The following is a 13,657-nucleotide window of genomic DNA, read 5'->3' as shown; positions in this document are numbered from 1 at the left end:
CGCCGCCGACGCCATCATCCCCGCTTTCCCTCACGCCGCGCCTGCATTACCTGCGGCGCATGGCCCTGACCGCGCTCGACATCCTCGTCCTCCTGCTCGTCGGAGCCGGGATCCTGTTCGGCTTCCTGCGCGGCTTCGTCGCCGAGCTGCTGTCGCTGATCGCCTGGATCCTGGCGATCGTCGCGCTCTTCTATTTTCACGCTCCGGTCGCTGCCCTCCTCGCCGGGCCGGTCGGCAGCGGCGCCTGGCTGCTCGCCTTCGCCCTCGTCTTCGGCCTCGTCTTCCTGCTCGGCAAGCTCGCCTCGCGCCGCCTCGGCAGCCGGGTGCGAGGCTCGGTCGTCGGCCCGATCGACCGGGTGCTCGGCGCCGGCTTCGGCGCGCTCAAGGGGCTGATCGCGGCGACCCTGCTCTATCTCGCGCTCAACTTCGTCTACGACATGATCTGGGGCCGCGCCGCGGCCCGTCCGGAATGGATGTCGAACTCGCGCACTTATGCCCTGCTCCACGCCAGCGGCGAGACCATCGTCGACGTGGTCGAGTATCAGCGCGGACCGGACCCGGAGGCCAAAAGCCGGCCCAGCCAAGACCAATGATCGACATCCGGCTCCACGACACGATGGCGCGGGAGAAGCGCCTGTTCGAGCCCGCCGATCCCGGCCGGGTGACGATGTACGTTTGCGGACCGACCGTCTACAATCGCGCCCATATCGGCAATGCCCGCCCCGCCGTCGTCTTCGACGTGCTCGCCCGGCTCCTGCGCCACGTCTACGGACGGGACAGCCTGGTCTATGCGCGCAACGTCACCGACGTCGACGACAAGATCATCGAGGCGGCACGCGCGGAAGGAGTCGATCCATCGGCGATCACCGACCGGTTCGAGCGCTTCTACCTCGACGACATGGGCGCGCTCGGAGTCGCGCCGCCGACCATCGCGCCGCACGCGACCGAGCATGTCGCCGAGATGGTCGCGATGATCGGCCGGCTGATCGAGGGCGGCAACGCCTATGAGGCGGATGGTCACGTCCTCTTCCACGTCCCGTCCGACCCGGCTTATGGCGCGCTGGGCCGGCGCGACCGCGAGGCGATGATCGCCGGCGCGCGGGTCGAGGTCGCTTCCTACAAGAAGGATCCCGCCGACTTCGTGCTGTGGAAGCCGTCGTCCGAAGGCGTAATCGGCTGGGATTCGCCCTGGGGCCGCGGCCGCCCGGGCTGGCACATCGAATGCTCGGCGATGATCGAGCGCCATCTCGGCCGCACGATCGACATTCATGGCGGCGGGCTCGACCTCATCTTCCCTCACCACGAGAACGAGATCGCCCAGAGCCGCTGCGCCCATGGCGGCGCGCCGCTCGCCCGCTACTGGGTCCATAACGGCTTCCTGTCGATGGCCGGCGGCGAAAAGATGTCGAAGAGCCTCGGCAACGTCGTCAGCGTGGCGGACCTGCTCGCCGAGGGCCATAAGGGCGAGACTCTGCGCTTCGCCTTGCTCTCCGCCCATTACCGCCAGCCGCTCGAATGGTCGTTCTCGCTCATCGCCCAGAGCAAGGCGACGCTCGACCGGCTCTACCGCACCGCCGGCGATGCCGCGCCGGGCACCGTCGACGCCGGCGTCGTCGAGGCGCTGGCCGACGATCTCAACACGCCTCTCGCGCTGGCGCGCCTGTCGGCGATCGAGGATGCGCCGGTTCTGCGGGCCAGCGGCGCTCTGCTCGGGCTGCTCGGCGAGACGCAGGTGAGCTGGTTCCAGGGCGAGGGCGATGCGCGCATCGACGGCCTCGTCGCCGAGCGGACCGAGGCGAAGAAGCGCCGCGACTTCGCGGAGGCCGACCGGATCCGGGCGGTGCTGGCCGACGAAGGGGTCCTGCTCGAGGACGGCCCCGCGGGCACCACCTGGCGCCGGGCATGATGCGGGCCCCGAGGCTATAGCAGAGTCTTGAACGGCGGCTGGACCGTCGGCTCCGACCGCCTTCCCGCGCTCGCCTGGCTGGCGACGAGGGCGGTCGGGCCGAGCGCGATCGCGGGACCGACGAGGGCGAGCTCGATCCTCTTCCGGTGGGACATGATGTAGCGGGCGGAGGGGCAGCCAGTGCCGGCTCGTCCGCGAATCGTTTGCGATCCGCTGTTCCCGGCCTACATGCACGACATGGGCGAGCGGAAGGAAGGGATGGCGGAGGCGGCGCGGCAGCAGCGATCCACGATCGCGACCCTGTGGCTGATCCTTGCCGCCATCTTCGCGCATGCGCTGCTTCCGGTCGGCTCGCCGATCGAGAGGATATCCGGTTCGGCCTTCAGCGCCGCCACGTCCGACGTCTCGCTGGCACCCGGCCGCGCGCTCGCCGCGGAGGAAGAGGACACGCTCGGCGACTTGGACGGCCCCGCTCCGGCGGCATGGCCGGATCCGATCGCGGCGATGTCCGCAGTGCCGCAGGCACCGATGCCGCAGCAACCTTTCCTTGCCGGCCTGCCGGCCTCGCCGCCCGGGGCCCGGCCTTACGCGCCGCGCGCACCGCCGCTTTCCTGATCTTCCGACGTCCGGCCGCGCGCCAGCGCGGCCGGCGCCGTCACGATTTGCTCCTCATCCTCTTCGTTCGTCGCGCCCGGAGGAAAGATGGAGAACGGATCGGATCGGATGGACGTTTGGGTTGCCGCGGTCATCCCGCGGCTTAAGGGTGAGCCGTCGCCGCCGCGGGTACGTGCGCGGATGAGGAGAAAAGGTGACCGATCAGGGCCTTATGTGGCTGATGCTTGCGCTTCCCTTCGCCGGGAGCCTTGCCGCCGCCTTCCTTCCCGTCCACGCCCGCAATACGGCCGGCGTGCTGGCGGGGGCCGTGGCCCTTGGCGGCACCCTCGTCGCCATCCTCCTCTACGCGCGGCTGCCGGCCGGAACGGCGCTCCGTTCGGAGGTCGAATGGCTGCCGTCGCTCGGGCTCGACCTGCTGATCCGGCTGGACGGCCTTTCCTGGGTGTTCGCCTTCCTGGTGCTCGCCGTCGGCTTGCTCGTCGTCATCTACGCCCGCTACTATATGTCCGCCGAGGATCCGGTCCCGCGCTTCTTCTCCTTCCTGCTCGCTTTCATGGGCTCGATGCTCGGGCTGGTCATGTCGGGCAACCTAGTCCAGCTCGCCTTCTTCTGGGAGATGACCAGCCTCTTCTCCTTCCTCCTGATCGGCTACTGGCATCACAATCAGAGCGCCCGCGACGGCGCGCGCATGGCGCTCATCGTCACTGCGGCCGGTGGGCTGTGCCTGCTGCTCGGGGTGCTGCTGATCGGCAAGATCGCGGGCAGCTACGATCTCGACATCGTCCTCGCCTCGGCGGACGCCATCAAGGGCAGCCCTCTCTACGCTCCGGCGCTGATCCTGATCCTGATCGGCTGCTTCACCAAGAGCGCGCAATTCCCGTTCCATTTCTGGCTGCCTCACGCCATGGCCGCGCCGACTCCGGTCTCCGCCTATCTCCACTCGGCGACGATGGTGAAAGCGGGCATCTTCGTCATGATCAGGCTCTGGCCGGTCCTCGCCGGTACCGATCTTTGGTACACGATCGTCTCCACCACCGGTCTGGCGACTTTCCTGTTCGGGGCCTGGTCGGCGATGTTCCAGCAGGATCTCAAAGGCCTGCTCGCTTATTCCACGATCAGCCATCTCGGCCTCATCACCCTCCTCCTCGGCCTCGGCACGCCGCTGGCGGCGGTCGCGGCGATCTTCCACACGCTCAATCACGCCACCTTCAAGGCATCCTTGTTCATGGCCGCCGGGATCGTCGACCACGAGACCGGCACGCGGGACCTGCGGCGGCTGAACGGGCTGTTCCGGTTCATGCCGATCACCGCCACCCTTGCCATGGTCGCGGCTGCGGCGATGGCGGGCGTGCCCCTGCTCAACGGCTTTCTCTCCAAGGAGATGTTCCTTGCCGAGACGCTGGAGACGCACAGGGGCACGATCTTCGATCAGGCGCTGCCGGTCCTGGCGACGCTCGCGCTGGCGTTCAGCGTTCTCTATTCCGTCCGCTTCATCCATCAGAGCTTCTTCGGGCCGCCCCCGGTCGGGCTGGAGCGCGTGCCGGACGAAGCGCCCCTCTGGATGCGGCTCCCCATCGAGATCCTCGTCCTCACCTGCATTGTCGTCGGGGTCGCTCCGGCCGCGACCATGGGCCCGTTCCTCGACGGCGCCGCCCGATCGGTGCTGCAGGAGCGCACCCCGGAATATAGCCTCGCCGTCTGGCACGGCTTCACGCAGCCGCTGCTGCTGAGCCTCGTCGCCTTGGGAGCCGGCACCGCCGGATACCTGCTGCTCCGCCGCCATCTCAATCGGCGCGACAGCGCGCCGCTGATGCGACGGCTCAAGGGCCGCAAGCTGTTCGAAGCCACCCTTGCCGCGATCATCTCGGTCGCCCGCCGGCTCGAAGGCCTGCTCGGCACGCGCCGGTTGCAGACCCAGCTGCGGCTGCTGGCGGCGATCGCTCTTCTGGCGGCGTGGCTCCCCTTCATTCGCGACGGCTACAGCCTCGGCAGCCGTCCCGGAACGCTCGTCGACCCCGGATTCGCGATGATCTGGATCGTCGGCGCCGCCTGCGCGGTCGGCGCGGCCTGGCAGGCCAAATATCACCGGCTCGCCGCCCTCATCCTGATGGCGGGCGCCGGCCTCGCCTGCTGCATCAGCTTCGTCTGGCTGTCAGCCCCCGATCTCGCCATCACCCAGCTGCTCGTGGAGACGGTGACGACGGTCCTCCTGCTGCTCGGGCTTCGTTGGCTGCCGCGGCGGCTGAAGGAAGTGTGGCCGGAAGGGCGGACGCCCTGGCGCGTCCACCTGCGTCGCGGCGCCGACCTCACCATCGCCATCGTCGCCGGCGCGGGCATGGCGCTGCTCGCCTTTGCCGTGCTGACGCGGACGCCGCCGGACGCGGTGTCGCGCGATCTCGTCATGCGCGCTTATCCGGAAGCCGGGGGCACCAACGTCGTCAACGTCATCCTGGTCGATTTCCGTGCCTTCGACACGCTCGGCGAGATCGGCGTGCTGGCGATCGTCGCCCTTACCATCTTCTCGCTGTTGCGGCGCTTCCGCCCGGCCGCCGAGAGCGTCGCCACGCCCGAGCAGCAGCGGATCCAGAACGCCTTCGACGAGGCGCACGAGGAACGCCGGGTCGGCGACACCCTGAAGGACTATATGATGGTGCCGCGCGTGGTCATGCAGTGGCTGTTCCCCTTCATCCTCGTCCTCGCTTTCTACTTTTTCGTCCGCGGGCATGACATGCCCGGCGGCGGCTTCGCGGCGGGGATCACCCTGTCGATCGCGCTCATCCTGCAATATATGGCGCTGGGCACGCGCAAGGCCGAGGATCGGCTCCGGGTCCGCCCGATCCGCTGGATCGGACTCGGGCTGCTCGTCGCCTGCGCCACCGGCGCTGCGGCGATGCTGTTCGGCTACCCGTTCCTGACCTCGTCCTTCCAGTATCTGGAGCTGCCCGTCCTCGGCGCTGTCCCGCTCGCGAGCGCCCTCCTGTTCGACACGGGCGTGTTCCTGCTCGTCGTCGGCGCCACCGCCCTAATCCTGGTCGCGCTGGCCCACCAGTCGATCCGCCGCCCGCTCGGGCGCTCGACGCAACCCGAGGCCGTCAAGGAGGACTGATGGAGATCGTGCTCGCCCTCGCCATCGGCATCCTGACCGGATCGGGAGTCTGGCTGATCCTGCGCCCGCGCACCTTCCAGGTGATCGTCGGACTGTCGCTCCTTTCCTATGCCGTCAACCTGTTCATCTACGCGATGGGAAGGCTGCGGGTGGACGCGCCTCCGGTGGTGGGACGCGGAGGATCGGCGGACCCGTCGCAGCTCGTCGACCCGTTGCCTCAGGCCCTCGTCCTCACCGCGATCGTCATCTCCTTCGCGATGACGGCGCTGCTGCTCGTGGTCCTGCTCGCGTCGCGCGGCCTCACCGGCACCGACCATGTCGACGGCAAGGAGCCCGATTGATGGGTGCCTGGAGCGATCAGCTGATCGTCGCGCCGATCCTCGTTCCGCTCGCCGCCAGCGGGCTGCTGCTCCTGCTCGAGGAACGGCAGAAGACGGCGAAACGCGTCATCAGCGCAGTGGCGACCCTGCTCCTCGTCCTGATCTCGTTCCTCCTGTTCCAGGGCGTGGTCACCGCCGGCATGGACGGCGCACCGGTGACCCGCACCTATCTCGTCGGCGATTGGCCGGCGCCGTTCGGAATCGTGCTGGTGGTGGACTGGCTGTCGGTGCTGATGCTCACGCTGACCGGCATCCTCGGATTCACGTCCTTCCTCTATGCGACCGCCCGATGGGATGCCGCCGGGCCGCGCTTCCACGCCTTGTTCCTGCTGCAGCTGGCAGGGCTCAACGGCGCCTTCCTGACCGGCGACCTGTTCAACCTGTTCGTCTTCTTCGAGGTGCTGCTCGCCGCCTCCTACGGCCTGATGCTGCACGGGTCCGGCGAGGCCCGGGTCAAGGCCGGACTCCACTATGTTTCGATCAACGTCGCCACATCCCTGCTCTTCCTGATCGGCGCCAGCCTGATCTACGGCGCCGCCGGTACGCTCAACATGGCCGATCTCGCGACCCGGATCCCGGCCATCCCGAGATCGGACCTCGCCCTCTTCCAGGCGGGGATGGGCATCCTCGGCATCGCCTTCCTGGTCAAGGCCGGCATGTGGCCGCTCGGCTTCTGGCTGCCGTCCACCTACTCGGCGGCGACCCCGCCCGCCGCCGCCCTCTTCGCCATCCTCAGCAAGGTCGGCATCTACGCGGTGCTTCGGGTCTATCTGCTGCTGTTCGGCACGACCGACAGCCCGATGCCGAATTTCGGCGGGGAATGGCTGCTCTACGGGGGAATGGCGACGATCGCCTTCGGAACGATCGGGCTGCTCGCCGCCCGCACCCTCTCGCGCCTCGCCGGCTTCAGCATCATCATCTCGTCGGGCACCCTGCTTGCGGCGCTCGGATCGGGAGAGGGCGCGGTGCTGGGGGCGGTGCTCTTCTATCTGGTCAGCTCGACCCTCGCGCTCAGCGCCTTCTACCTGCTCGTCGAGCTGGTCGAGCGCCAGGAGACCGGGCTTGTGCCTTCCGCCGTCGCCGAACCGGTGTTCGACGACGAATATGTCGGCACCCAGAGCGCCATCGATGATGGCGAGGTCGGGATCGTGATTCCGGCGACGGTGGCCATCCTCGGCGGCGGATTCGCCTTCTGCGCCTTGCTCCTCGCCGGGCTTCCGCCGCTGTCGGGCTTCATCGCCAAGTTCGCGATCATCGACGGCCTGCTCGGGCTCGACGAGCGTATCGCAGCCTCGACCTGGACGCTGATCGCCTTGATCATCCTTTCGGGGCTCGCCACCCTGATCGCCACCACCCGCGCCGGCATCGACCTCATCTGGGCGCCCTCGGACAAGCCCCAGCCCGTCCTGCGCATCGCCGAGGCGGCGCCGGTGGGGCTGCTGCTCGCCATCTGTCTCGCCTTGATGATCTTCGCCGGACCGGTGATGAACTATATGGAGCGGACCGGGCGCTCTCTCGAGGATCGCGAAGGCTATATCCGGTCGGTCGCCGGCGCCGCGCGAGCCCACCCGCCGGCGGGGCAGCCATGACCCGCTGGCTTCCCAACCCCGTCCTGACGGCCGCCCTGCTCGCCATGTGGCTGCTCCTCAGCCAGTCGCTGTCGCCGGGCCAGGTCCTGCTCGGCGCGATCGCCGCCTTGCTCGCCGCGCTCGGACTGGCGGCGCTTCGCCCGGAGCCGATCCGGGTGCTCGCGATCCGCCCTGCGATCAGGCTGGCCGGTCTCGTCCTCGCCGACATCCTCCGATCGAACCTGGCGGTGGGCCGGATCGTCCTGTTCCGGAAGAGGGAGACGGTGTCGGGCTTCGTTCGCATCCCCCTCGACATGACGAACATTCACGGACTGACCGTGCTCGCCTGCATCATCACCGCGACGCCGGGAACCATGTGGGTCCGTTTCGACCGAGCGACCGGGGCGCTGATGATCCACGTCCTCGACCTGGTCGACGAGGAAAGCTGGGTACGCCTGATCAAGGACCGCTACGAGTGCCTGCTTCAGGAAATCTTCGGGCCATGACCAATCTCATCCTCGCCTGGGCGATCACCACCGCGCAGATCCTGCTCAGCCTCGCCATGGCCTGCGCCGTCTGGCGGATCCTCGCCGGGCCGCGCGCCCAGGACCGCGTGCTCGGACTCGACACCCTCTACGTCAACGCGCTGCTGCTGCTGCTGACCTTCGGCATCCAGACCGGCCGGACGCTCTATTTCGAGGCGAGTCTGATCATCGCCTTGCTCGGTTTCGTCGGTACGGTCGCTCTCGCCAAGTTCCTCATGCGCGGCGAGGTGATCGAATGATCCAGGCACCCGATCTTCCCGTCTGGGCCGCCTTGCTCGTCGGCCTGCTCGTCCTCGCCGGCGCGGCCGTCACCCTGGTCGGCTCGCTTGGCCTGCTGCGCCTGCGCAACTTCTACCAGCGCGTCCACGCGCCGACCCTCGGCACCACGCTCGGGACCTTGCTGATCGCCTTGAGCTCGATCGTCTGCTTCTCGGTGCTCCGCTCGCGGCCGGTGGTGCACGAGCTGCTGATCGTGGTCTTCGTCACCCTGACCACGCCGGTCACCCTGATGCTGCTCGCCCGCGCCGCCCTCTACCGGGACCGGATCGCGGGCAGCACCGACGTGCCGGCCGCCGAGCTCGAGCCGACGGAGCGTTGACGGCGAAGGAGGTCCGGCGGTGTCCGGTCCCGGACCCTGCGCCCGGGCAATGGATTGCCGGCCCCGACCGTCAAAACTCAGGCCGCCCGGGCCCTGCAAGGCAGCCCTGAATCGTCGTCATTGGCAGCGACGTCCTTGCACGAATCGGACGCCGTCGTCCGGCGCGAGCGCGGCCGGTGTCGAGCCCGCCGGAGAGGGCGCAGCGCACGCGCTCGGTCAGCGCCCGCCAGCCGGTGCGGAGTCCGGCGTGCTGGCCATGGGACGATCCGGCACGCCGGAGCGGGCGGCGCCGCGCTGCCTTCACCCCGGCGCCACGAAGCCGTAGCGCCGGTTCGACGGCTGCGCGCCCGCCGCGACGTAGTCGCGCCGGCGTGCGGAGAAGCGGTCGCCGGTGGCGGCGGCCGTCGCGGCGGACGGATCGACGCCGTAGAGACGAGCATTGTTGCCGCCGAAGATCGCGCTCTTCACGGGCCCGTCCGCCGCCCCCAGAGCCGCGAAGCCGTGCGTCCTCTGCATCTCCTCGGGTATCTCGAGCCGGCGCAGCCCTTCGATCTGCCATTGCGGCGATCCGGTCCACACCGCATCGGTGCCCCAGCAGACATGATCGGCGCCGAGGCCACGGACGAGCTGGCCCATGATCGCCGCGCACAAGCGGGGCTGCGCCACCAGGGTCTGGGCGAAGATCTGGCCGAGATCCGCATGGACGTTCGAGACGCCGTGACGCGCCGGGATCTCGGCGAGGTCGGTGACCCAGTCGATCCGCCCGGTCCGCTCGAACTGGGCAAGCGCCCATTCCGGATCGTCGAGGCGGTAGCCGGCATGGTAGATGACGAAGTTGAGCTGCGGCCAGTCCTTCGCCGCCTTGGCGACGTCGTCGACCCGGGCATGCGGCGCGAGATGGGGGAAGCGCTGGTCGAGCTGACGCCCCCACAATCCCTTGTGGACGCAGACATTGCGGATGCCGGCGGCTGCGATCCGCTCGTAGCCGCGATACGTCTCTTCGCTGTCCATCCGCCACGGCCAGCGCGCCGTTTCCTTGTGGGTGTTGTCGCCGACGGTATAGCCCTTCACCGAGTCCGGCCGCAGCGCGAGCGCGGCGTCGAGATCCTCGAGCCAGCCCGGGGCACCGGGCCGCATGATCGCATGGCTCATCATCCGCAGCGAGCCGGCCTCGCGGTTCACCCGCGCCTTGGCCTCCGCCATTTGCCGGTTGGTGAGGAACCAATCCTCCGGAATATCCGAGGGTGCCGACGAAATGAGCGCGATCTTGGTATCGCTGTCGAGATAGATCTCCTTGAAATAGTTCTCGAACTTCAGATCCTCGATGGTCTGCTCGCCGGCCTCGCTCAATTGCGGGTTCCAGCCTTGGGCGGCGACCGATTCGCGCAGCCGGACGAAACTGGTGAGGCGGGTGTCGTCGCGCAGGAAATGGGTGTGCATGTCCATGATGAACTGTCCGGACAGCGCGCCGGCGCGCGCCTCCGCCATTTCCGGAGTCGCCGCCTCGGCCGCGCCGACGTCGAACAGCCGCCCGAACGCGCCGTTCAGCGCGAGGAACCCGGCCGCCATGCCGGCCGAGGTCTGGAAGAACCGGCGCCTGGAGAGGCCCAGCTTCGGCGCCACCTCGTCGGCGATGGCGTAAAGCCGCCTCTCGGTCTCGCGCTGCTTCGCCGTCTGCGGCAGCGGCGCATATTCCTCGCTCGCCACCATCCGCACCGGCAGCGGCGTGCGCGGCTCGCATCGTTCGGCAGGGGTGAGGTTCGAGCGATCCTCGTCGGTCAGCCAGCGCATCCTCTCACATCTCCTCCATTCGGCCGCCCGCTCGCCCCTCAGGATGCCATGCGGGAAGCAGAAGACAAGGCGCGACGGATCGGCCTGGCGCCAGGCCGCTGGCGCGGCGACGCCGATTACGGCATGATGCGCCCGGACGTGCAGGAGGCCCGAAATGGCGCGTCAAGTCCGCAACGTCCTCGCGTGGATCGCCCTCCTTCTGGGCCTGCTCGCGCTGGCATCGCACTATCTGACGCCCTGGCCCGGCGTACTCCTGGTCCGCGCCGCTTTCGCCCGGGGTGCGGCGCAGCTTTCGGCCGGCCTCGAAAAGCACGTCCCCGCCGGCGTCCGCTCCCGGCTCGGCATCGTCTACGATCCCGCCGATCCCGACGCTCGACTCGACATCTTCACCCCCGGCGTCGGCACGCGTCAGGGGCCGACGATCGTCTGGGTCCATGGCGGCGGCTATGTCGCCGGCGACCGAAGCGAGATCGCCAATTATCTGAAGGTCCTGGCCGGCCAGGGCTTCGGCGTCGTGGCTGTCGGCTATTCGATCGCGCCCGAGCGGACCTATCCGACGCCGGTCCGGCAGGTGAACGCCGCCTTGGGATTTCTCGGCCGGGAGGGCCGGCGGCTCGGCGTGGATCCGGACCGCATCATTGTCGCCGGCGATTCGGCCGGCGCCCAGATCGCGGCTCAGGTCGCCAATCTCGTCACCGCCCCCGCTTATGCGCGGGCGATGGGCATCGCGCCCGCCATCGGGCCGGACCGGCTGCGCGGCGCGATCCTGTTCTGCGGGCCCTATGACGGCGAGCTGCTCGGCGGTCCGGCCGAGATGAGCTGGTTCATGCGCACCACCAGCTGGGCCTATAGCGGCCGGCGCGACCATCGCGACAATCCGCAGTTTCGGCTGATGTCGATCACCACTTTCGCCACGCCGGCTTTTCCGCCGGCCTTCGTCTCGGCCGGCAATGGCGACCCGCTGCTGCCCCATTCGCTGTCGCTGGCGCGGGCGCTGCGCGGGCGAGGCGTCCCGGTCGACTCGCTCTTCTTCCCGGGCCACGAGCCGCCCCTGCCGCACCTATACCAGTTCGATCTCGACGTGCCGGCCGGGCGCGAGGCGCTGCGCCGCGCCCTCGCCTTCGCCCGCCGGGTCGGCGGCGAGCCCGCCGCCGTGCCGGCTCAGTAAGCCAGGCCGATGCCGTCCGCCCGCACGTCCGACGCCGCGGCATAGACCAGCTCGCCGCCGCTCTCGCGCCGTTCGACCGAGGAATAGCGGCCGAAGCCGCCGTCGGAGGGTCCGATCCGCCAGCCCATTTCGGCAAGCGCCTGCGCGGTCCGCTCGGGGACGCCGGTCTCGAGCCGGAGCAGCCCGGTGCCGCCGATGCTCTTGTCGTCCTCCCCCATCTGCTCCGACGAGCCCTCATGGTGCCAGCGCGGCGCATCGCCCGCTTCCTGGCCGTCAAAGCCATGGTCGACGCGGTTGACGATGATCTGGGCCTGGCCCTGCGGCTGCATGTCGCCGCCCATCACGCCGAAGGACAGCCAGGGCCGCCCGCCCCGCGTGGCGAAGCCGGGGATGATCGTCTGGAACGGCCTTTTGCCCGGCGCGTAGACGTTCGGATGCTCCTCCTGCAGCGTGAACAGCTGGCCGCGGTCGTGCAACATGAAGCCGAGTCCGTCCGGGACGAGCCCCGATCCCATGCCGCGGAAGTTCGACTGGATCAGCGACACCATCATCCCGTCGCGATCGGCGACGCTGAAATAGGTGGTGTCGCCGCGGCTTGGCGCCTGGCCCGGCGCGACGTTCGGATTGATCCGGTCCGGCCGGATCAGCCGCGCCCGTTCGGCGGCATAGGCCTTCGATACCAGCCACTCGGCCGGCACGCGCGAGAAATCCGGATCGGCATAATATCGGGCTCGGTCCTCGTAGGCGAGGCGCTTGGCCTCGGCCTGGAGATGAATCGACAATGGCGTCTGGAATCCCGCCTCGCGCATGTCGAACGTCTCGATCATGTTGAGCATCTGCAGCGTGGCGATGCCCTGGGTGTTGGCGCCGATCGCGTGGACGGTGACGCCGCGATAGTCGGTCGCGAGCGGCTCGGTCCATTCGCTCTCGTGGGCGGCGAGGTCGGCGCGGGTCATCCAGCCGCCGATGCGGCGGAAATAGGCCTCGATCGTGCGGGCGATCTCGCCTTCGTAGAAGGCGTCGCGGCCGCCTTCGGCGATCGCCCGGTAGGTGCGGGCGAGGTCGGGATTGCTGAAGATCTCGCCGGCGCGGGCGCGCTCGCCCGCGGCATAGGTGGCCTGGGCGTTGGCGATCTCCTCGATGCCGATGCCGGGCCGCGCGTAATTCGCCATCGCTCGGTTCATGTAGTGCGCGACCACGGGCGAGAGCGGCACGCCGCCCTCGGCATAAGCGATGGCGGGCTCGAACAGTTCGGCCCAGCGCAGCCGGCCGTAACGCTGGTGGAGCCGCCACCAGGCATCGACCGTGCCCGGCACCGTCACCGTCACCGCGCCATAAGGCGGCAGCACGCCGTTTCGGGCGCGCGAGCGTACCGTCTCCAGGCTGAGCCCGCGCGGGCTGCGGCCGGAGCCGGCAATGCCCACGACCCGCGACTGCCGCGGATCCCACAGCATCGCGTAGAGATCGCCGCCGATGCCGTTGGCGGTCGGCTCGAGGAAGCCGTGCGCGGCATTGATCGCGATCGCCGCGTCGACCGCCGATCCGCCCTTCTTGAGGATCTCGATGCCCGCGAGCGTGCCGAGCGGGTGCGACGAGGCCGCGGCGCCGTGGCGGCCGAACGCCTCGGAGCGGGTCGCGAAGCTGGCGCCGACCGGCCGGTCGCCCGCCTCGACGTCGGGATAGAAGCGGGTGCCGGGCAAGGACGGACTCAGCGGCGCCGCGTGGCCGGGCGCCTGGGCCGCGGCGCTCCGCGCCGAAGCGAGTCCGAACGCAGCCAGCGGCGCGGCAGCAAGGAAAGTACGTCTTTTCACGAGGCGATTACTCCGGGGCTGGATGGAGCATTGCTAGCAGGCCCTCCCCCGCTGGCCAATCCGGCCATAATTCGGGGACGCAATACTATTTGGCAAATCAGTATTGCGTCCCCGAATTAAGATTCCGCCGCCGGGGGTAATTCGGGGACGCAATACTATTTAGCGAATA

The 13,657-nt window shown here is 69.1% G+C and carries 13 protein-coding genes; 11 read left to right on the top strand and 2 right to left on the bottom strand.

Annotation, left to right across the window (positions count from 1 at the left end):
• Window positions 1-65 precede the first annotated feature (65 nt).
• From DDE10_RS00300 to mnhG, 10 genes are all read left to right on the top strand, one after another.
• Entirely contained in the window at window positions 66-593 is a 528-nt protein-coding gene (locus DDE10_RS00300) for a CvpA family protein (RefSeq protein WP_114951648.1), read from the top strand.
• On the top strand, window positions 590-1,906 hold the full coding sequence (gene cysS, locus DDE10_RS00295) for a cysteine--tRNA ligase (protein ID WP_114950742.1): 1,317 nt from the start codon (window positions 590-592) through the stop codon (window positions 1,904-1,906). Before DDE10_RS00300 ends, cysS begins: the two co-directional genes overlap by 4 nt.
• A 27-nt stretch (window positions 1,907-1,933) precedes the next feature.
• On the top strand, window positions 1,934-2,068 hold the full coding sequence (locus DDE10_RS23675) for a hypothetical protein (RefSeq protein WP_284734342.1): 135 nt from the start codon (window positions 1,934-1,936) through the stop codon (window positions 2,066-2,068).
• A gap of 18 nt (window positions 2,069-2,086) precedes the next feature.
• Window positions 2,087-2,521, top strand: a complete 435-nt coding sequence (locus DDE10_RS00290) for a hypothetical protein (RefSeq protein ID WP_114950741.1) — start codon at window positions 2,087-2,089, stop codon at window positions 2,519-2,521.
• 193 nt (window positions 2,522-2,714) lie between these two features.
• Window positions 2,715-5,627, top strand: a complete 2,913-nt coding sequence (locus tag DDE10_RS00285; RefSeq protein WP_284734341.1) for a monovalent cation/H+ antiporter subunit A — start codon at window positions 2,715-2,717, stop codon at window positions 5,625-5,627.
• On the top strand, window positions 5,627-5,968 hold the full coding sequence (locus tag DDE10_RS00280) for a Na+/H+ antiporter subunit C (protein WP_114950739.1): 342 nt from the start codon (window positions 5,627-5,629) through the stop codon (window positions 5,966-5,968). The genes DDE10_RS00285 and DDE10_RS00280 overlap by 1 nt, the downstream gene beginning before the upstream one ends.
• On the top strand, window positions 5,968-7,596 hold the full coding sequence (locus DDE10_RS00275) for a monovalent cation/H+ antiporter subunit D (RefSeq protein WP_114950738.1): 1,629 nt from the start codon (window positions 5,968-5,970) through the stop codon (window positions 7,594-7,596). Before DDE10_RS00280 ends, DDE10_RS00275 begins: the two co-directional genes overlap by 1 nt.
• The gene (locus DDE10_RS00270; RefSeq protein WP_114950737.1) at window positions 7,593-8,081 is read left to right on the top strand and encodes a Na+/H+ antiporter subunit E; all 489 of its coding nucleotides are present in this window, start codon (window positions 7,593-7,595) and stop codon (window positions 8,079-8,081) included. The genes DDE10_RS00275 and DDE10_RS00270 overlap by 4 nt, the downstream gene beginning before the upstream one ends.
• A complete protein-coding gene (locus DDE10_RS00265) occupies window positions 8,078-8,359 on the top strand; it encodes a K+/H+ antiporter subunit F (protein WP_114950736.1) in 282 nt (93 codons plus the stop codon). Before DDE10_RS00270 ends, DDE10_RS00265 begins: the two co-directional genes overlap by 4 nt.
• A complete protein-coding gene (mnhG, locus tag DDE10_RS00260; RefSeq protein ID WP_114950735.1) occupies window positions 8,356-8,718 on the top strand; it encodes a monovalent cation/H(+) antiporter subunit G in 363 nt (120 codons plus the stop codon). The genes DDE10_RS00265 and mnhG overlap by 4 nt, the downstream gene beginning before the upstream one ends.
• Window positions 8,719-9,018: 300 nt before the next feature.
• On the opposite strand, the gene DDE10_RS00255 is transcribed toward mnhG, so the two are convergent.
• Entirely contained in the window at window positions 9,019-10,509 is a 1,491-nt protein-coding gene (locus DDE10_RS00255; protein WP_114950734.1) for an amidohydrolase family protein, read from the bottom strand.
• Between the two features lie 154 nt (window positions 10,510-10,663).
• Between DDE10_RS00255 and DDE10_RS00250 the strand changes: the two genes are divergently transcribed.
• The gene (locus DDE10_RS00250; RefSeq protein ID WP_114950733.1) at window positions 10,664-11,677 is read left to right on the top strand and encodes an alpha/beta hydrolase; all 1,014 of its coding nucleotides are present in this window, start codon (window positions 10,664-10,666) and stop codon (window positions 11,675-11,677) included.
• On the opposite strand, the gene DDE10_RS00245 is transcribed toward DDE10_RS00250, so the two are convergent.
• Complete coding sequence (locus DDE10_RS00245) at window positions 11,671-13,488, bottom strand: gamma-glutamyltransferase family protein (protein ID WP_114950732.1); 1,818 nt, start codon at window positions 13,486-13,488, stop codon at window positions 11,671-11,673. The two genes, DDE10_RS00250 and DDE10_RS00245, sit on opposite strands and share 7 nt — an antisense overlap.
• Window positions 13,489-13,657 lie beyond the last annotated feature (169 nt).

The sequence above is a fragment of the Sphingosinicella terrae genome, from assembly GCF_003347635.1.
Classification (GTDB): Bacteria; Pseudomonadota; Alphaproteobacteria; order Sphingomonadales; family Sphingomonadaceae; genus Allosphingosinicella; species Allosphingosinicella terrae.
This window is presented reverse-complemented; position numbering and strand designations above follow the sequence as displayed.

What these genes read in the sequence shown, in the direction of transcription:
- cysS (WP_114950742.1), top strand. Translation starts at nt 590, where the DNA reads ATGATCGACATCCGGCTCCACGACACGATGGCGCGGGAGAAGCGCCTG.
- DDE10_RS00280 (WP_114950739.1), top strand. Translation starts at nt 5,627, where the DNA reads ATGGAGATCGTGCTCGCCCTCGCCATCGGCATCCTGACCGGATCGGGA.
- DDE10_RS00275 (WP_114950738.1), top strand. Translation starts at nt 5,968, where the DNA reads ATGGGTGCCTGGAGCGATCAGCTGATCGTCGCGCCGATCCTCGTTCCG.
- DDE10_RS00270 (WP_114950737.1), top strand. Translation starts at nt 7,593, where the DNA reads ATGACCCGCTGGCTTCCCAACCCCGTCCTGACGGCCGCCCTGCTCGCC.
- DDE10_RS00265 (WP_114950736.1), top strand. Translation starts at nt 8,078, where the DNA reads ATGACCAATCTCATCCTCGCCTGGGCGATCACCACCGCGCAGATCCTG.
- mnhG (WP_114950735.1), top strand. Translation starts at nt 8,356, where the DNA reads ATGATCCAGGCACCCGATCTTCCCGTCTGGGCCGCCTTGCTCGTCGGC.
- DDE10_RS00255 (WP_114950734.1), bottom strand. Translation starts at nt 10,509, where the DNA reads ATGCGCTGGCTGACCGACGAGGATCGCTCGAACCTCACCCCTGCCGAA.
- DDE10_RS00250 (WP_114950733.1), top strand. Translation starts at nt 10,664, where the DNA reads ATGGCGCGTCAAGTCCGCAACGTCCTCGCGTGGATCGCCCTCCTTCTG.